Here is a 17,360-nt window from a genome sequence, read left to right as displayed (position 1 = left end):
AGTTATGGAAGCCCGCGCCCCCGCGTAATTTCCACCCGCGATCCCCCAGGGTTCGCCCCTATTTCCCAAAGCTGGAGGAACTTATGCAACCGATCACCAGACGCTCATTCTCGGCCGCTCTCGTTGCAGGGGCCGCACTCAGCATGTTTCCGGCTGCCAGCCGGGCCGCCACCGTCGCCAAGGCAAAGAATGTCGTTCTCGTCCATGGCGCTTATGCCGATGCATCCTGCTGGCTGGATGTCATCCCTCATCTGCAGGCCGCCGGTCTGAACGTGATGGCCGTTCAAAACCCCCTCACCTCTTTTGCCGACGACGTCGAAGCCACCAAGCGTATCCTGGCGCTGATGGATGGTCCGACCGTGCTGGTCGGCCATTCCTATTCCGGCATGCTCGTCACCGAAGCTGGTGTCGATCCCAAGGTCACGGCACTCGTCTACATCGCCGCTCGCGCACCGGATGCCGGCGAGGATTATACCGCGCTTGCCAAGCAATATCCGACGCCGCCGGCCAGTGCCGGCCTTGTTCACAATGGCGGTTACGCCCAGTTGAGCGAGGAAGCTTTCGTGAGAGACTTCGCCGGCGATCTGCCGGTTGCCCGCGCCAAGGCGCTCTATGCCGTGCAGGGCCGCATTTCCGATACGCTGTTCACTGCCAAGACAACGGTTGCCGCCTGGCGCTCCAAGCCGTCATGGTACGCCGTTTCGAAGAACGACCGCACCATCAATCCCGATCTCGAACGCTTCATGGCAAAGCGCATGAATGCGACCACTGTGGAGCTCGACGCCAGCCACGTTTCGCTGATCTCGCAGCCGCGCGCCGTCGCCGATCTCATCCTCGCAGCAGCCGGTCAAGACGAACATATCTGAGACCTTCGCTGCATGCCGGCCGCATTGCCTTACCAGTGCGGCCGGCGACTGCGTTAGCGGTCCTTTTTCTTACCGAACTTGCCCTTGCCGCCTTCGAACTTGCCGCCTTCGAATTTCGGCTTCGGGCCTTTCTTCGTCCAGGGCTTGTCGTCCTGACGCTCGGCGCTGGCGGGCCTGTCCTTGCCGAACTTGCCCTTCGGCTTCTCGCCGCGGAAACGATCATCGCCACGATCCTCGAACGGCTTCTTGGCAAAGGGTTTGGCAGCCGGTTTGCTGAAATCGGGCATGCCGTTCAGCCTGACCACGCGGATACCGCGTTCCATCGTCTTGTTCGGGCCGAGCGCGCCGAGAAAACCATCGGCGCTATCAGCAGCAATTTCCACAAAGGTTTCATCCGGCTGCATCTTGATCGCGCCGATCTCACGCTTCGTGAGATTGCCGTTGCGGCAGAGCATCGGGATCAGCCAGCGCGGCTCGGCATTCTGCTTGCGGCCGACGGAGACCGAGAACCAGACGCTCGGACCGAAGTCGTCGCGCGGTCCCTTCTGCGCCGGAGCAAATTCGCGTGCCTCGCCGTTGTCGCGGCGTTTGCGGGCGCGGTCGTCCTGCACCGAAACCTCGATCAGGTCTTCCGGCGCCGATTGATTGGCGCGGTAGAGGCGCACGAAAGCGGCGGCAAGCGTCTCGGCACCATGGCTGGCGATCAGCTTCTGTACGAGATCCTGTTCTTCATCCTGCGGCTTGTCGGCAAAGATCGGATCTGCGAGCAGCCGCTCGTCGTCGCGTTCGGTCACTTCTTCGACGGACGGCGGACGTGCCCAGGTGGCATTGATGCCGGCATTTTCCAGCAGTCGCTCTGCCTTGCGGCGAACGTTGAGCGGCACGATGAGCGCGCTGACGCCCTTGCGTCCCGCACGGCCCGTACGGCCGCTGCGATGCAGCAGCGTTTCCGGATTGGTCGGCAGGTCGGCATGCACGACGAGATCGAGGCCCGGCAGGTCGATGCCGCGTGCGGCGACATCGGTCGCGATGCAGACGCGCGCGCGTCCGTCGCGCATGGCCTGCAGCGCATGGCTGCGCTCGTTCTGGGTCAATTCGCCGGAGAGTGCCACGACATTGAAATTGCGGTTGTGGAACCGTGCCGTCAGGTGATTGACGGCCGCACGCGTCGAACAGAAGACGATCGCATTGCGCGCCTCGTAATAACGCAGCACGTTGATGATGGCGTTTTCACGGTCGCTTGGAGAAACGACGAGCGCGCGGTAGTCGATATCGATATGCTGCTTCTCTTCCGCCTGCGTGCTGATGCGCACGGCATCGCGTTGATAGCTCTTGGCGAGCTTGGCGATCGCAGCTGGAACCGTTGCCGAGAACATCAGGGTACGGCGCTCATCGGGCGCCGCTTCGAGGATGAATTCCAGATCTTCGCGGAAGCCGAGATCGAGCATCTCGTCTGCCTCATCCAGCACGGCAGCCTTGAGCTCGCTCATGTCGAGCGCATGGCGGCGGATGTGGTCGCAGAGACGTCCCGGCGTGCCAACGACGATATGCGCACCGCGTTCCAGCGCACGGCGCTCGCTGCGGATATCCATGCCGCCGACGCAGCTGACGATCACGGCGCCCGCCATTTCGTAAAGCCATTCCAGCTCGCGCTTGACCTGCAGTGCCAGTTCGCGCGTCGGCGCGATCACGAGAGCAAGAGGTGCGGCGGCTGGCCCGAAACGCTCGGCGCCTTCAAGCAGCGTCGGCGCAAGCGCCAGGCCGAAGGCAACGGTCTTGCCCGAGCCGGTCTGGGCGGAAACGAGAGCGTCAGATTCTGCGAGCGCCGGATCGAGCATCGCCTTCTGGACGGGGGTAAGCTCTGTATAGCCGCGCTTCTGCAACGCCTTGGCGATCGCCGGAGAGACGCCGTTATAGTCAGTCATTTGTTCGATCTTTCGGAGCTGTCAGGCGCAGCGAGCGCCGTAGCCGGAAACGTCCGGCCGAAGAGTTGGCCGTTCCTACTCGCTCCGGCTGCGAATGTCAAAGTGTCTCGCCGCGCCATGTGTAGATGGCGATGCCGCCGGAGCGGCCGCGAAGCTTCGTATCGAACGGTCCGGCCAACCGGCCCGTGTGCAAGGGAATGGCATCGGGACCGGCGGCGTCGAGCAGTCCCGCGCTGAGCGCAAGCTCCGCACCGCGGCTTGCCGCCACTTCCATCAGCCGCTGCGCGACATTGACGGTATCGCCCGTCGCGGTGATCTGCTGCCGGTCGCCGGTGCCAAGACGCGAAGCGACGATCGGGCCGCAATGGGCGCCGAGCTTGAAGCCTATCTTCCTGCGCCGAAGCTCAGGATGGCCTGCAAGGAAGAGGCGCGTGCGATCGGCAAGCCGTATGGCGCAGGCTGCGGCCCGCGCCGCATCGTCCGCCGCCGGTGCCGGCAATCCGAAGAGGATCATGGCGCCGTCGCCCATGAAGCTGGTGATCGCCCCGCCGAGAAGCCGTACTTCCTCATCGATCAGTTCAAAGAAGCTGCTGAGGATCTCGCGCACCATGGCCGGTCCAACCGCTTCGCTGAGGCCGGTGAAGCCCGAGAGATCGATGAAGACGACGGAAGCATTCTGCCGCACGGGCTCGGCCAGGAATGCCGGGTCGCGCGCCAGCCACTCCCCGAGGCCGGGCGCCTCGATGCGCTGCAGGCGCTCGGATTGATCGGCAAAGTGCCGCGCACGGCGGCGATCGCGCCAGAGTTCTGCGGCGCCGAAAATAATCGCAGGCGGGAGTGCAGCCGCAATCGGCAATGCAGCACTCAGCCAGTAACCGTTCGCGAAAGCGGCAAGGTTGAGCATCGCCCAGGCAATGACCGTGAGGCATATGATGATGGAGCCGAGAGCGCTGCGGCGCCACGCGACCAGCGCGACCAGGAGAACAGGCAAGGCCGTCGCAATGCCGGCATCCGCCTGCCGTGTTCTGCTGTCGCGGACCATGCCATCGCCGGCGATCAGATGGGTGATTGCCGTCGACATGACTTCGACACCCGGCAGGATGGGATCGAACGGTGTGGGAAAGACATCGCCGCCGCCGGTGACTGTTGCGCCGATCACCACAACCTTGCCGGTGATGGCATCCGCCGGCAGCTTGCCATCGAGCGCATCGGCAGCGCTGAAGGTGCTGATGCTGCCCGCAGGACCATAGAACGTCAGCGGCAGGCGCTGGCCCGTATCCGTTGGAATGCGGTGAGCACCGAGCCGGATGCCATCGTTTTCGATCAAGGGTTCGGCCCCGAGCGCAATCGAGGCCGCGCGCAAAGGAAAGGCTGCGTCCAGACGGTCGGCGGCGCGAGAAAACAGCGGGATGAAACGCGGCACGCCGCTCTGGTCCGTCGCGACATTGACGATGCCGAGCGGCGCAGCCTCCGCGAAGCGCGGCTGCGGCAGCAGAAGCTGCTGTGCCTCGGGAACCGTTGCAAGCGGATCCTCGGCATTTGCTGTCACCGACTGGAGACTTTGTGGAAAGGTCGCGGCACCGGCGATGATGCTGGGCGCGGATTTGATCGCCGTTGCGAGCGCCGCATCCCCCTCTTCCGTGCCGGGATCGACGAGCAGTATATCGAGAGCCAGCGCCCTTGGTTTCAACGCCCCGATGGTGGTTACGAGTTGTGCAAGCGTCTCTCGCTTGAGAGGATAGCCATGTGCTGCGGCGGTGCGGTCATCGATCGCGATAATGGAAACGATATCGGGCGGAGACCGGACACCGACGATCATGCTGCGCAGATCGACAAGCGTGGCTTCCACACGCTCGATCAGGCCGGAGTTCGACTGCTGCTGCAGATGGAAATAGCCGAGGGCAGCGCCCCACAGACCGGCGAGCAGCAGTGCGATCACTGTCGGAAGCCGGTGGTTCATGAGACCGCTTATTGACCGAGGCGTGAAAGAAGAGCCGCGACGCGGGGCGCCGGCCAGGTGCGAACAGTGAGCGCAGCCGTTCCGCGCGTCACGTCCACACCCTCGCCCGGTCCAAGCACGACGGCTGCCCCTGCCGGACGGCGTACGCCGACGCGGCCGCGTGTGACCAGTACGGAGGTCGTGCTGCCTTTGACATCGACGGCCCATTGGGTGCCGCGAACGGCCGCGATCGCCTGCGGCGTCACCACCTGGAAACCGCCGCGATGCTGGCTGCTGTCCACGTCGACAAGGGCAGCCTTGCTGCGCAATGACAGCGAATCCGGGCTGCCGTCGCGATTGCGATCGATGAGTGTGAACGATGCTCCGCGTTCGGCGGTGATATTGACGCCGCCAGGGCAGCGGAAGATCTGGTTGCCATTCGCCGCCCGCGAAATCGCGCAGCTGGCGGACTGGGCATAAGCTGCTCCCTGAGGCAGGAGCCCGATGGTCAGGACAGCGAAAAACAGGCTGAGGGAGATTGCTGGGATGGCTTTCATGATCCGCCTCTCATGACCGCCGGTACATCCTCGAAGGCGCCGGCCGGTCGATACTAGCTGAATTCGCCGGTTTCCCTATGCAAAAATCGGAGGCCGTGCAAGCCATTCGGAAACATTCAGGGTCCGCTCGGTGACGGCCCGATGTAGCGAGCGCGAGGGCGGATCAGATGGCCGCTTTCGATCTGCTCCATCGCATGCGCCAGCCAGCCGGCTGTGCGCGCCAGTGCGAAGATGATGATCGGCGCCTCCTCCGGCAGGTTGAAGGCGGCCGTCATGGCGGCAAGCGCGAAATCGGCGTTGACCGGCTCGCCCACCATCTCTTCGCCCGCCCGCTGAACATCGCGGAAGATTGGCGGCACGTCGAAAGACGAGAGCAGAACGCGTGCCCGCACATCGCCGTCGGGATAAAGCGGATGTCCGAAGGCCCCCAGCCTGCTTCCCCGCAGCAACTGGTGGCGGATCGCGCGCTCCGCCCCGATGCTGGATGCGGCTTCGACAAGGGCATCGATACTCCGCCACGCCGAGCCATGCAGTGGGCCGGTCAGCGTCGAGAGACCCGAGAGCACGGCCGCAGAAAGTGCCGCTCCCGTCGAAACCGTGACGCGGACAGCGAAGGTCGAGGCATTCAGCTCATGATCGGCGAACATGACGAGCGCCCGACGCAGGCAATCGGCGGCCTCCGGCCTGCCCCAGCAGGCAGCAAGACGGTGATGCAGGGAATGGTCCGTCGGGCCTGGCGCCAGCGCATCGGCAATGGTGGAAAGCACGCTGCATGCTTCCATCTGCAAGGCGGGGCGCGCACGTCCGAGCGACGGCAGATCTGCGCTCACCCGTCCTGCCAGCGCCATAAGTGCAGCCTGAATGGCAGGCGCTGCCGGCTCTGGGGCGCGCGGTGGCACGCAGGTAAAACTTTCCGCATTCCAAAGGAGCAGCGCAGTCTCCTCCAGCGTCGCATGCACTGAAAGCTCCGCCGCATCCCGCCCCCGATAAAGCAATCGTCCCGCGGCAATGGTTGAGATCGCGGATGCCAGCACGGGATCGCCCCAGCTGATTGCCTCGGCGGCGACCGTCTCGCTCTTACGTCGGCCGGCATGCCGCTCGGCAAGCCGTTTGACGTCGCTTTGCTGATAGAGGCTGCGGCGCGGGTCGGCTGGGTCGGCCTTGGCGCGGATGCGACCCCGGCTGACATTGGCATAAAGCGTCTGCGGCTTGGTGCCGAGTTCCGCCAGCGCTTCCTCTGCTGTCACCCAGGTCATCGCAACCTCATATTGATCAATTACATCAAGATTGACGTCAACCAAACTAGGTCCGATCTTTCCTCTGGTAAAGGAGAAAACCCATGAAAAATGGTTTGGAAGATGTCATTGCCGCTGAAACACAGCTCTCGGATGTCGACGGCGAAGCGGGCCGGCTGATCATCCGCGGCATATCCCTGGATCATCTGGCCGGGCGCAGTACCTATGAAGATGTCGCCGCGCTGCTGCTGGATGGATTGATCGAACCGCATCTCGATGCAACCGAGTTGCGCCGCCGGCTTGGCCAGGCGCGACGGGAAGTTTTCGCGGAAATCAAAGCCGCCGATTCCCGCTTGCTGGCGCTGCCGCCGGTCGATGCGATGCGAGCACTCGTCGCCCGGTTGCCGGACGGTGAAGATATCGATACTGCGCTTCGCCTGCTTGCAGCACCCGCTGTCTTCCTGCCGGCGGTTCTGCGCCTGCAGCGCGGCGAGAAGCCGATAAAGCCCGATGCCGGCTCGTCGCAGTCAGCCGATATCCTGCGGATGCTATCGGGCACGGTGCCGAGCGCCGAGCAGACGGGTGCACTCGACACCTATCTCGTAACGATCTCCGATCACGGCCTCAACGCCTCGACCTTCGCATCGCGCGTCATCGCCTCCACCCGCGCCGGCCTCACCTCCTCGGTGCTGGCGGCGATCAGCGCACTGAAGGGGCCGCTGCATGGGGGCGCGCCGGGGCCGGTGCTCGATATGCTTGACGGTATCGGGAGCGATGCCAATGCCGGCCCCTGGCTGCGCTCGGCGCTCGATCGCGGCGAACGGCTGATGGGCTTCGGCCACCGTGTTTACCGCGTGCGCGACCCGCGTGCCGATGCGCTGAAAAATGCGCTGAAGCCGCTTGTTGCCGCAGGTCAGGTGAATACCGGCCGCATCGCGCTTGCCGAAGCCGTTGAGCAGGCAGCGCTCGCGATCCTGAAGGAGCGCAAGCCAGACCGACCACTGGATGTGAATGTGGAATTCTATACCGCGTTGCTTCTGGAAAGCCTCGGCTTCCCGCGCGATGCCTTTACCGGCGTCTTTGCGATCGGCCGCACTGTCGGCTGGGTCGCCCATGCCCGCGAACAGGGGCTGGAAGGTCGTCTCATTCGTCCCCGCTCGGTCTACGTGGGACCGCTGCCGCAGGCGGCGTGACGGAATGAAAAAAGCCGCTCCCTCGTTTCGGAGGGAGCGGCTGGAATTGTGTAACAGCGAAGAATTAGACCAATCGGCTCTGTTCCGTCGCCGCTTCGATGAAGCTTGCAAAGAGCGGATGCGGATCGAGCGGGCGGGACTTCAGTTCAGGATGGTACTGAACGCCGATGAACCAGGGATGGTCGGGATATTCGATCGTCTCAGGCAGGACACCGTCAGGCGACATGCCCGAGAAGACGAGGCCGCAGTTTTCCAGCCGGTCCTTGTAGTCGATATTGACTTCGTAGCGATGGCGGTGACGCTCGGAAATATCGGTCGAGCCGTATATATCCGAAATCTTCGTGCCCTTCTTCAGGGACGCCTTGTAGGCACCGAGACGCATCGTGCCGCCGAGATCGCCCGCTGCCGTGCGCTTCTGCAACTCGTTGCCCTTCACCCATTCCGTCATCAGGCCGACAACCGGCTCCGGCGTCGGGCCGAATTCGGTCGAGGAGGCGTTCGAGACATCGGCGAGGTTGCGCGCAGCCTCGATGACGGCCATCTGCATGCCGAAGCAGATACCGAAATACGGCACCTTGCGCTCACGGGCAAAACGCGCAGCATGGATCTTGCCTTCCGAACCGCGCTCGCCGAAGCCGCCCGGCACCAGAATGCCGTGCACCTTCTCGAGATACGGTGCCGGATCTTCCTTTTCGAAGACCTCCGACTCGATCCATTCGAGCTTGACCTTGACGCGGTTGGCGATGCCACCGTGATGCAGCGCTTCGATCAGCGACTTATAGGCATCCTTGAGGCCGGTATATTTGCCGACGATCGCGATCGTGACCTCACCTTCCGGCGTACGGATGCGGTTGCAGACCTCTTCCCACTGGTCGAGGCGCGGCTTGGGAGCCGGCTCGATGCCGAAGGCGGCAAGCACTTCGTCGTCGAGGCCTTCCTTGTGATAGGCCATCGGCACGTCGTAGATATTGGCAACGTCGAGTGCCTGAATGACGGCGGAAGGGCGCACGTTGCAGAACAGCGACAGCTTGCGGCGTTCGGCTTCCGGGATTTCCCGGTCGGCGCGCACCAGCAGGATATCGGGATGAATGCCGAGCGCCTGCAGTTCCTTGACGGAATGCTGCGTCGGCTTGGTCTTCAGCTCGCCCGCTGCCGGAATGTACGGCATCAGGGTCAGGTGGACGTAGATTGCGGTGCCGCGCGGCAGGTCGTTGCCGAGCTGGCGGATCGCTTCCATGAAAGGCATCGCCTCGATATCGCCGACCGTGCCGCCGATTTCGCAGATGACGAAATCATAGTCGTCATTGCCTTCGATGACGAAATCCTTGATCTCGTTGGTGACGTGCGGGATGACCTGAACGGTCGCGCCGAGATAGTCACCGCGGCGTTCCTTGTCGATGATGTTCTTGTAGATTCGGCCGGTGGTGATGTTGTCGGTCTTGGTCGCCGAGCGTCCGGTAAAACGCTCGTAGTGGCCGAGATCGAGGTCGGTCTCCGCGCCGTCGTCGGTGACGAAGACTTCGCCGTGCTGGGTCGGGCTCATAGTGCCCGGATCCACGTTCAGATAGGGGTCAAGTTTGCGAAGCCGGACCCGATAACCACGGGCCTGCAACAACGCTCCGAGAGCCGCGGCCGCAATTCCTTTTCCGAGGGAAGAAACCACGCCGCCAGTGATGAATACGTATCGCGCCATGGGAGTCACCGGATACCTTTTCAAAAACGATTCCACCAGCCCAAAAATTCTTTTCCAGAACTTTTGGTGCGTGGCGCAGGAATCTGAACAAAAGAAAACCGGCAGACCCGAGGGCCTGCCGGCGGTTTATTTTCTGGACCGGCTTATTGTCCCGTGGGGACGCCGGAAGGCTGTGCCGGCGCGGTCGCGGCCGGAGCCTCAGGCTGAGCCGGAGCCGTCGTCGTCGTCGGAGCAGCCGGAGCGGTCACCGCAGGGGCGCTTGCAGCCGGTGCCTGAGTTGCAGGAGCTTGCGTTGCCGGGGCAGCCGGTGCCGGAGCCGCAGCGCCGCCATTCGGAATGCCGCTGTTATCGGCAGGCTGAGCCGGAGCCGGCGTGTTGCCACCGCCGAGCGAATCGAGAATGCCGTTGCCCTGCCCGCTCGTTGCCGGAATGCGATTGAGAATATCGGTCGGGCGGCTTTCGTAACGGGTCAGGATGCCGAGGCCGAGCGAAGTAAGGAAAAACAGCGTCGCCAGGATCGCCGTCGTGCGCGTCAGCGCATTGGCCGTGCCGCGGGCCGACATGAAGCCCGATCCGCCGCCGATACCGAGACCGCCGCCTTCGGAGCGCTGGATGAGCACGACGCCGACGAGCGCGAGCACGATCATGAGATGGATGACAATCAATACGGTCTGCATGGGTCCAGTCCTGCCCGTCTGAGGACGGACATAAAGTAATAATCTGGCGGCTCTTTACATGAGGTCATCAGCTATTCCAAGCCCTTCGGCCAGGAATATGCAATCGACTCAGGCGAGCAGCGCCTCGTATGTGCCGTAGATGGCGAGGAAGTCGGTGGCTTTCAAGCTCGCCCCGCCGATCAGCGCGCCATCGACATTGTCGACGGCAAGCAGTTCGCGGGCATTGCCGGGCTTGACCGAGCCGCCATAGAGAATGCGCATGCCCTTGCCCTCATCACCGAAGCGGTGGACGAGTTCGGAGCGGATGAAGGCATGGGCGATTTCCACATCCTTTGCCGTCGGTGTCAGCCCGGTGCCGATCGCCCAGACGGGCTCATAGGCAATGACGGTATTGTCAGCAGTTGCTTCCCCCGGCAGCGAGCCGGAAAGCTGGCGCTTGAGAATGTCGAGCGTCTGATAGGCGTCGCGCTCTTCGCCGGTCTCGCCGACGCAGACGATCGCCGTCAGGTCCGCCTGATAGGCGGCTTGTGCCTTGCCGCGGATCATATGGTCGGTCTCGGCATGGTCGATGCGCCGTTCCGAATGGCCAACGATCACGTAAGTGCCGAAGCAATCGGCGATCATGTCGGCCGAAATATCGCCAGTATGCGCGCCGGACTGGGCCTGATGGCAATCCTGTCCGCCGATCGCAAGTGGGCTGTCGGTCGCAAGCGCGGTCGAGACGTAAAGCAGTGTCGCCGGCGGGCAGATCAGCGTTTCGACCTTGTCGGACAAGGGAACCATGACGCCCTGGGCAATCGCCTTGATCTGGTCCAATGAATCGCGCGTGCCGTTCATCTTCCAGTTCCCCGCCACGAGCGGGCGTACGTCAGGTGTCATGCTGCTCTCCCAAAATCCGCATATCCGGCGGCCTTAGCAAAAGCGTGGCTCAAAGGAAAGCGCCTGGGGTGGCCTCGGCGAAATATGATGGCCTGAAAGCCCTATGTGACCTGGAATCTGCCCGCTCAGGACGCCAGAACCCAGTTCAGCACTCTGCGCCAGTCGATCATGCGGATCGGCGTCCCATGATTGCCATTCTGGAAGAGCGTGAAATGCGTCGGGTATTTTGCCTTGTGGAGCTTTTCGTACAGCGCCTGCTGGTCGGTGGCGGCATAGACAGGGTCACGGCTGCCATGGGCAAACCACAGCGGCAGCTTGGCCTTGTAGAATGGGCTTTTCGCAAAATCCGGGTCCGAGACGCCGCTCATGATCAGCATCCCCTTCAGCCGTTTGACGCTCTCGGCGTCACGGGTGATGCCCCAGCAGATCTGGCTGCCCATCGAGGCGCAGCTGAGAATGACCGGGCGGCCGGGAGACTGCGCGTTTGCATAGCGGATGAGCCCGGCAATGGCGGTCACGCCAGTGGCGTCGAAGGTTTTGACCGTCGGCGAATAGTAGACGCCCCCATTACCGGCCGTAAGGTTCTTCAGCCGGTTGAAATTGCCGCCGAAGGAATAGTCGTTGGCGCCGAGGCGCCGGTCGCCGTCGCGGCCGTGTATGAAGATGACCGTGAAGGCGGCATTCTCAGCCGGTCCCACCCTGGTGACATCGAGCTTAACGCCGTCGAGCGACAGCGTTTCGTCCGCCTGCAGTTTCTTGATGCCGAGCGAGACATATTTCTGCTGTACCCGCTTTTGAGGGATCTGGTCGCGCCCATTAATGTCGCGCATCTCGTCGTAATCGATCACTTCCGATGCGCCGTCATCGCCCGTCTGCAGCACTTTCTGCGTCGAAAACAGATCGTCCTTGTAGGGCGGCAACGTCTCGGCCGAGGTGGTCGTGACAGCCGCGGACAGGAAAAAGGCCGCAATTGCAGTGATTATGGTGCAATGACTTGTGGACATCGGCATGCAGATGGTTCCCAAAGAGCTGCCGCGACTTGCCATTCGGCGCCCGGCAACGCAAATCACATCTTGAAAAGCTCCGCAAATCCGGGGCGCGTCGCGTATCGGGGCGCTTTCTGTCAGAATTCCCCTGATTCGCAAACGCGATACGGACCGCGACTATTGTGGGCCAGCGGCGGCCCTTCACGAGAATGAAGATCTGAACGGTTCCATGGAAGACAGCAACGACCTCTTTTCCGGAATGCCCCTCGCGCAAAAGCAGGAGGAGGCTGCAAAGCCTGCGGCACCTGCCGAACGGCCCGCCGCGGCTGCGGCACCCGCTGCCGCGCGCCCTGCCCCGGCAACGTCGAACGGCGATGATTATGGCGCCTCATCGATCCGTGTTCTGGAAGGTCTGGAACCGGTGCGCATGCGCCCCGGCATGTATATCGGCGGTACCGACGAAAAGGCACTGCACCACCTCTTTGCCGAAGTCATCGACAACTCGATGGACGAAGCGGTGGCCGGCCATGCCGATTTCATCGACGTGCATCTCGATATTCAGGGTTATCTGACTGTCACCGACAACGGCCGCGGCATTCCGGTCGAGAACCATCCGCAGGTTCCCGGCAAGTCGACGCTCGAAGTCATCATGACCAAGCTTCATGCCGGCGGTAAGTTCGACGGCAAGGCCTATGAGACCTCTGGCGGTCTGCACGGCGTCGGCGTCTCCGTCGTCAATGCACTGTCGGATGTTCTCGAAGTCGAAGTCGCTCGCAACCGCAAGCTCTACCGCCAGCGCTTCTCACGCGGCGTGCCGCAGGGTGGCATCGAGGAGCTGGGTGATGTGCACAATCGCCGCGGCACCAAGGTTCGCTTCCACCCCGACCCGCAGATCTTTGGCGACCACGCGAAGTTCGATGCGGGCCGAGTCTTCCGCATGGCCCGGTCGAAAGCCTATCTCTTCGGCGGCGTCGAGATCCGCTGGAGCTGCGATCCGGGCGTGCTGCCCGAAGGCTCCGACGTGCCTGACAAGGCCGTCTTCCACTTCCCCGGCGGCCTGAAGGATTACCTGCAGGCGACGATGGGCAAGGAATTCACCGTCACCCGCGAAATCTTCGCTGGCAAGAGCGAAAAGGTTGCCGGCCACGGTGCGCTGGAATGGGCGATCACTTGGTATGGCGGCGATCCGCAGGTTCACTCCTATTGCAACACCATTCCGACACCCGAAGGTGGCACGCATGAGGCGGGTCTGCGCATCGCGCTGACCAAGGGCCTGAAGAGTTATGCCGAATTGACGCAGAACAAGCGCGCTGCACAGATCACCACCGACGACGTGATGATTTCGGCCGTCGGCATGCTCTCGGTCTTCATCCGCGAACCGGAATTTGTCGGCCAGACGAAGGATCGACTGGCGACGGTCGAAGCCCAGCGCCTTGTCGAAAACACTCTGCGTGACCCGTTCGATCACTATCTCGCCGATAATCCGGGTGAAGCCGAGAAGCTTCTCGACTGGGTGATCGAGCGAGCCGAAGAGCGCCTGCGCCGCCGCAAGGAGAAGGAAGTCAACCGCAAGACCGCGGTTCGCAAGCTGCGCCTGCCCGGCAAACTTGCCGATTGCTCGCAGAACACCGCTGAAGGCGCCGAACTTTTTCTGGTCGAGGGTGACTCGGCAGGTGGCTCCGCCAAGCAGGCGCGCAATCGCGCCAATCAGGCGATCCTGCCGCTGCGCGGCAAGATCCTCAACGTTGCCAGCGCCGGCCGCGAGAAGCTCGGAGCCAACCAGCAGATCTCCGATCTCGTCCAGGCGCTCGGCTGCGGCACGCGCTCGAAATATCGCGAAGAGGATCTTCGCTACGAACGCATCATCGTCATGACCGATGCCGACGTCGACGGCGCGCATATCGCTTCGCTGCTCATCACCTTCTTCTATCAGGAGATGCCGGAGCTTGTGCGCGGCGGTCATCTCTTCCTCGCCGTGCCGCCGCTCTACAAGATCACGCAGGGCGCAAAATCTGCCTATGCCCGTGACGATGAGCATCGCGCCGAACTCATGGAGACGGAATTCAAGGGCAAGGCCAAGATCGAGATCAGCCGCTTCAAAGGTCTCGGCGAAATGCTGCCCGCCCAGCTCAAGGAAACCACCATGGACCCGTCTAAGCGCACGCTTCTGCGCGTGCTGATCGACGAGGTGGATTTCGAAGGCACGCGCAATGCCGTCGACGACCTGATGGGGACAAAGGCCGAGGCACGCTTCCGTTTCATCCAGGAACGTGCAGCTTTCGCCGAAGACCTCGATATTTAAGCCTTGGCGAATTCATAGAACTGACGAAGAACCGTTACGCTTCCGTCAAAATACCGGCGCAATAGAACGGCCGGCGCTCTGCCCTCCCGAGAGGTCACTGCAGCGCCGGCCCTCTTGTTTCAACCCTTTGCCGGATATTTGCCATGACCAAGCGTTTTCTCGCGACTGCCGCTTTCGTTTTCCTGTCCAGCACCGCTTCCGTTTTCGCAACCGATATTGGCGCGACCGTCGAGACCGCCTGCCCCTTCGGCGATTGCGCCGCTGCGATCTCCCTTTCCTATCTCGGTGAATTCGTCATCCCGACCGGTCAGATGGAAAACGGCGTTGAATTCGGCGGCATTTCCGGCCTCGATTTCGATGCCGCCACTGGCCATTACATTGCCATCAGCGACGATCGCTCCGAAAAGGCCCCGGCCCGCTTCTACGATCTTGATATCGATGTCGGCGCCGCCGGCCTGAAGGGCGTCACCGTCGTCAAGCATGTCACCCTCCAGGACAAGAACGGCCAGCCTTTTGCCTCGCGCACCGTCGATCCTGAATCCATCCGCTTCGGCAAGGACGGCATTTACTGGGGTAGCGAAGGCGACGCTAAGGCGCTGATCGCCCCCTTCGTGCGCGTCACCTCTCCTGATGGCGCCTTCGTGCGCGAGTTCAAGTTGCCCGACGGTTTTGCACCGACCGCCGACAAGTCGACCGGCATCCGCGACAATCTCGCTTTCGAGGATATCGCAGTGTCTCCATCCGGTGATGTCTTCGTCGGCGTAGAGGCAGCCCTCTATCAGGACGGCCCGAATCCCAGCCTGACGACAGGCAGCCTGTCGCGCATTATCCGCTATGACGGCGCAACCGGGGAGCCGAAGACTCAGTATGTCTATCCGGTCTCGCCAATCCCGCAGGCCGCCACGAAGGCCGACGGCGGCAACGACAACGGCATGTCGGAAATGATTGCGCTCGATGATCACCGCCTGCTTGCCGTCGAGCGCAGCTATGCCCAGGGCTTCGGCAACAACGTCAAGCTTTTCATGATGGATCTCGACGGCGCGACCGATGTCTCCGCCATCGCCTCGCTTGCCAAGAGCGACCAGCGCGTCGTCCCGGCCCGCAAAAGCCAGGTGCTGGATCTGCGCGCCATCGGCCTGACGCCCGACAACATCGAGGCCATGGCAATCGGCAAGGCGAAGGACGGTACTGATGTCCTGATCCTCGGTTCGGACAATAATTTCTCGACCGGCCAGAAGAGTCAGTTCTACGCCTTCAAGATCAACCACCGCCCTCAATAATATCGAGGCGATCGGAAGCTAAAAACAGCCACGCTTTGTATACGCTTTATCCGGGCGGACCTTGAAACCGCCCGGTTCATAGCCCATAAACTAGGACAACAATAAAAAGAGGCGCGCGTGGGTGTGTTTGACCGTCAGAAAACCAATACGGAGCCGCGATGGCTGGGGCCATCGGCGACGATACGTACGCCGCTGATACCCTCCATTTCGGCTGCTCGCTGGCTGCTCGTGCTCGTTGCCGCGGCCGGCGTCTACTTCTTCTACGGCTTCGTGGTGCCGGTGCTTGCAGCCCTCGTCATCGGCTTTGCGAGCTGGCCGCTTTACCGCAAGCTCCTCGCCCGCGTGGGCGGCAATACGACCATTGCCGCGACCATCGCAATCATCCTTATTCTCACCTTCCTCGTCATTCCGATCGGCCTTGCCGTTGCCTATACGACCGGTGAAGTGCGCACCTGGGTTGCCTGGGCGATTCACGCCAACCGCTTCGGGGCGGAAACGCCGCAATGGATCATCGCGCTGCCGTTCGCCGGTCCCTATCTCGATGAGCTCTGGACGAAATATATCGGCAGCCCCGGCGCCATGGGTGAACTCATCCAGGCCGTCAGCGGCGCTCATATCGGCAACATTTACCGCGCGGTTCTGGCGGCGGGCGGCGGCGCCTTCCACCTGCTCCTGACGCTGCTGTTCATGCTGATTGCGCTCTTCTTCGTCTATCGCGACGGCTTCTCCTTCTCAAAGCAGATCGACATGCTGGGCGAGCGCATCCTGCCGAACCGCTGGGAGCGTATTTCCCGCGTCGTGCCTGCCACGATCAGTTCGACCGTCATGGGCATGACGCTGATTGCCATCGGTGAAGGCATCGTGCTCGGCGTCGCCTATTGGATCGCCGGCGTGCCCTCTCCGGTCACGCTTGGCGTGCTGACCGGCGTCATGGCGCTGATCCCGGGTGGCGCGCCGCTCTCCTTCACGCTGGTATCCGTCTATCTGCTCGCCAGCGGTTCGCATGTCGCCGGTATCGGCCTCTTCGTCTGGGGCACGGTCGAACTCTTCATCGTCGACAAGACGCTACGCCCGAAGCTCGTCGGCGGACCGATCAAGCTGCCGTTCCTGCCGACTTTCTTCGGTCTGGTCGGCGGCGTGAAGACGATGGGCTTCCTTGGCCTCTTCATCGGCCCGGTGCTGATGGCGCTCCTGGTCGCTATCTGGCGGGAATGGATACATGAGGTCCGCACCGCCGATACGGGCCCGCAGATCCTCCTCGACGAGCAAGCCCCCCCGGTGCAACGCGCCGCCGAGGGCTGATTTCCCCGTCGGCGAAGGTCGTCAGACAGTCAGCCGTTTTTCCATGAACAGGCTGAGCGGATCTGGCTGATAGGAGCCGAAGGGCTCGATTTCGATGTATCCGTATTTCCTGTAGAGGCCGATCGCCTCGGGCTGGGAGATGCCGGTTTCCAGACGCACTGCTGCAAACCCTTTCTCCAAGCCAATTTCCTCCAATCGGTCCATCAGCCGGCTTGCGACCTTCAGGCCCCGCGCTTGCGGGTCGACGAACATGCGCTTGATCTCGGCCGTGCCGTCGCCCGCCTCGACCAGCGCGCAGCAGCCCACGATCTCGTCGTCGTTGCGCGCCACGAGGAAGCTCACCGACGGCTTTTCCAGCGTCGAGATATCGACGAGATGGTTGCTCTCGGGCGGATAGAGCGACTGCGCATACGCATCGGAGAGATCAAGAAGGCGGATCACGCCATCCTGGCGCGGCGATTCCAGAGCGATGGTGACAGGCATTTTCTCTCCTTTTGCGACGAAGGGCGCAAATTTTCCCGGATGA

General features: G+C 62.5%; 14 protein-coding genes. 5 read left to right on the top strand and 9 right to left on the bottom strand.

Annotated features, from left to right (window positions below; genetic code table 11):
• Window positions 1-83: 83 nt before the first annotated feature.
• Complete coding sequence (locus FHX06_RS09155) at window positions 84-866, top strand: alpha/beta fold hydrolase (RefSeq protein WP_112547651.1); 783 nt, start codon at window positions 84-86, stop codon at window positions 864-866.
• Between the two features lie 53 nt (window positions 867-919).
• On the opposite strand, the gene FHX06_RS09150 is transcribed toward FHX06_RS09155, so the two are convergent.
• The 4 genes from FHX06_RS09150 to FHX06_RS09135 all read right to left on the bottom strand — a co-directional run bounded on the left by FHX06_RS09150 (window position 920) and on the right by FHX06_RS09135 (window position 6,543).
• Window positions 920-2,791, bottom strand: a complete 1,872-nt coding sequence (locus FHX06_RS09150; RefSeq protein WP_113015887.1) for a DEAD/DEAH box helicase — start codon at window positions 2,789-2,791, stop codon at window positions 920-922.
• A 97-nt stretch (window positions 2,792-2,888) separates the two neighbouring features.
• Window positions 2,889-4,751 (bottom strand): CHASE2 domain-containing protein, encoded by a 1,863-nt coding sequence (locus tag FHX06_RS09145; protein ID WP_183878984.1) that lies wholly within the window; start codon window positions 4,749-4,751, stop codon window positions 2,889-2,891.
• 8 nt (window positions 4,752-4,759) lie between these two features.
• Entirely contained in the window at window positions 4,760-5,287 is a 528-nt protein-coding gene (locus FHX06_RS09140) for a FecR domain-containing protein (protein ID WP_183878982.1), read from the bottom strand.
• Window positions 5,288-5,403: 116 nt separating this feature from the next.
• Complete coding sequence (locus FHX06_RS09135; protein ID WP_183878980.1) at window positions 5,404-6,543, bottom strand: citrate synthase; 1,140 nt, start codon at window positions 6,541-6,543, stop codon at window positions 5,404-5,406.
• An 83-nt stretch (window positions 6,544-6,626) separates the two neighbouring features.
• Between FHX06_RS09135 and FHX06_RS09130 the strand changes: the two genes are divergently transcribed.
• On the top strand, window positions 6,627-7,715 hold the full coding sequence (locus FHX06_RS09130; protein WP_113213231.1) for a citrate synthase/methylcitrate synthase: 1,089 nt from the start codon (window positions 6,627-6,629) through the stop codon (window positions 7,713-7,715).
• 64 nt (window positions 7,716-7,779) lie between these two features.
• On the opposite strand, the gene FHX06_RS09125 is transcribed toward FHX06_RS09130, so the two are convergent.
• The 4 genes from FHX06_RS09125 to FHX06_RS09110 form a co-directional block, all read right to left on the bottom strand.
• Window positions 7,780-9,408 carry a CTP synthase gene (locus FHX06_RS09125; protein ID WP_112547657.1) on the bottom strand — a complete coding sequence of 543 codons (1,629 nt, stop codon included), beginning with the start codon at window positions 9,406-9,408 and terminating at the stop codon, window positions 7,780-7,782.
• A gap of 143 nt (window positions 9,409-9,551) precedes the next feature.
• On the bottom strand, window positions 9,552-10,085 hold the full coding sequence (secG, locus tag FHX06_RS09120) for a preprotein translocase subunit SecG (RefSeq protein WP_113213230.1): 534 nt from the start codon (window positions 10,083-10,085) through the stop codon (window positions 9,552-9,554).
• Between the two features lie 108 nt (window positions 10,086-10,193).
• Window positions 10,194-10,964, bottom strand: a complete 771-nt coding sequence (gene tpiA / locus FHX06_RS09115) for a triose-phosphate isomerase (RefSeq protein WP_112547659.1) — start codon at window positions 10,962-10,964, stop codon at window positions 10,194-10,196.
• Window positions 10,965-11,089: 125 nt separating this feature from the next.
• The gene (locus tag FHX06_RS09110; RefSeq protein WP_113213229.1) at window positions 11,090-11,974 is read right to left on the bottom strand and encodes an alpha/beta hydrolase; all 885 of its coding nucleotides are present in this window, start codon (window positions 11,972-11,974) and stop codon (window positions 11,090-11,092) included.
• 205 nt (window positions 11,975-12,179) lie between these two features.
• On the opposite strand from FHX06_RS09110, the gene parE reads away from it, so the two are divergent.
• From parE to FHX06_RS09095, 3 genes are all read left to right on the top strand, one after another.
• Window positions 12,180-14,252, top strand: a complete 2,073-nt coding sequence (parE, locus tag FHX06_RS09105; RefSeq protein ID WP_113213228.1) for a DNA topoisomerase IV subunit B — start codon at window positions 12,180-12,182, stop codon at window positions 14,250-14,252.
• Window positions 14,253-14,395: 143 nt separating this feature from the next.
• Window positions 14,396-15,532, top strand: coding sequence for an esterase-like activity of phytase family protein (locus tag FHX06_RS09100; RefSeq protein WP_183878978.1), 1,137 nt, complete (start codon window positions 14,396-14,398; stop codon window positions 15,530-15,532).
• 117 nt (window positions 15,533-15,649) lie between these two features.
• A complete protein-coding gene (locus tag FHX06_RS09095; protein WP_112547663.1) occupies window positions 15,650-16,834 on the top strand; it encodes an AI-2E family transporter in 1,185 nt (394 codons plus the stop codon).
• A gap of 21 nt (window positions 16,835-16,855) precedes the next feature.
• On the opposite strand, the gene FHX06_RS09090 is transcribed toward FHX06_RS09095, so the two are convergent.
• Window positions 16,856-17,317, bottom strand: a complete 462-nt coding sequence (locus FHX06_RS09090) for a GNAT family N-acetyltransferase (protein ID WP_112968148.1) — start codon at window positions 17,315-17,317, stop codon at window positions 16,856-16,858.
• Between the last annotated feature and the right edge of the window lie 43 nt (window positions 17,318-17,360).

Origin of the sequence: Rhizobium sp. BK512 (genome assembly GCF_014194915.1) — a bacterium.
Taxonomy (GTDB): domain Bacteria; phylum Pseudomonadota; class Alphaproteobacteria; order Rhizobiales; family Rhizobiaceae; genus Rhizobium.
Note: the sequence above shows the minus strand (reverse complement) of the source record. Positions and strands in the feature narration are given on the sequence as shown.

Coding starts and splice junctions, on each gene's coding strand:
- parE (WP_113213228.1), top strand. CDS start 12,180: ATGGAAGACAGCAACGACCTCTTTTCCGGAATGCCCCTCGCGCAAAAG.
- FHX06_RS09155 (WP_112547651.1), top strand. CDS start 84: ATGCAACCGATCACCAGACGCTCATTCTCGGCCGCTCTCGTTGCAGGG.
- FHX06_RS09125 (WP_112547657.1), bottom strand. CDS start 9,408: ATGGCGCGATACGTATTCATCACTGGCGGCGTGGTTTCTTCCCTCGGA.
- FHX06_RS09100 (WP_183878978.1), top strand. CDS start 14,396: ATGACCAAGCGTTTTCTCGCGACTGCCGCTTTCGTTTTCCTGTCCAGC.
- tpiA (WP_112547659.1), bottom strand. CDS start 10,964: ATGACACCTGACGTACGCCCGCTCGTGGCGGGGAACTGGAAGATGAAC.
- FHX06_RS09140 (WP_183878982.1), bottom strand. CDS start 5,287: ATGAAAGCCATCCCAGCAATCTCCCTCAGCCTGTTTTTCGCTGTCCTG.
- FHX06_RS09130 (WP_113213231.1), top strand. CDS start 6,627: ATGAAAAATGGTTTGGAAGATGTCATTGCCGCTGAAACACAGCTCTCG.
- FHX06_RS09150 (WP_113015887.1), bottom strand. CDS start 2,791: ATGACTGACTATAACGGCGTCTCTCCGGCGATCGCCAAGGCGTTGCAG.
- FHX06_RS09110 (WP_113213229.1), bottom strand. CDS start 11,974: ATGCCGATGTCCACAAGTCATTGCACCATAATCACTGCAATTGCGGCC.
- secG (WP_113213230.1), bottom strand. CDS start 10,085: ATGCAGACCGTATTGATTGTCATCCATCTCATGATCGTGCTCGCGCTC.
- FHX06_RS09145 (WP_183878984.1), bottom strand. CDS start 4,751: ATGAACCACCGGCTTCCGACAGTGATCGCACTGCTGCTCGCCGGTCTG.
- FHX06_RS09090 (WP_112968148.1), bottom strand. CDS start 17,317: ATGCCTGTCACCATCGCTCTGGAATCGCCGCGCCAGGATGGCGTGATC.
- FHX06_RS09135 (WP_183878980.1), bottom strand. CDS start 6,543: ATGACCTGGGTGACAGCAGAGGAAGCGCTGGCGGAACTCGGCACCAAG.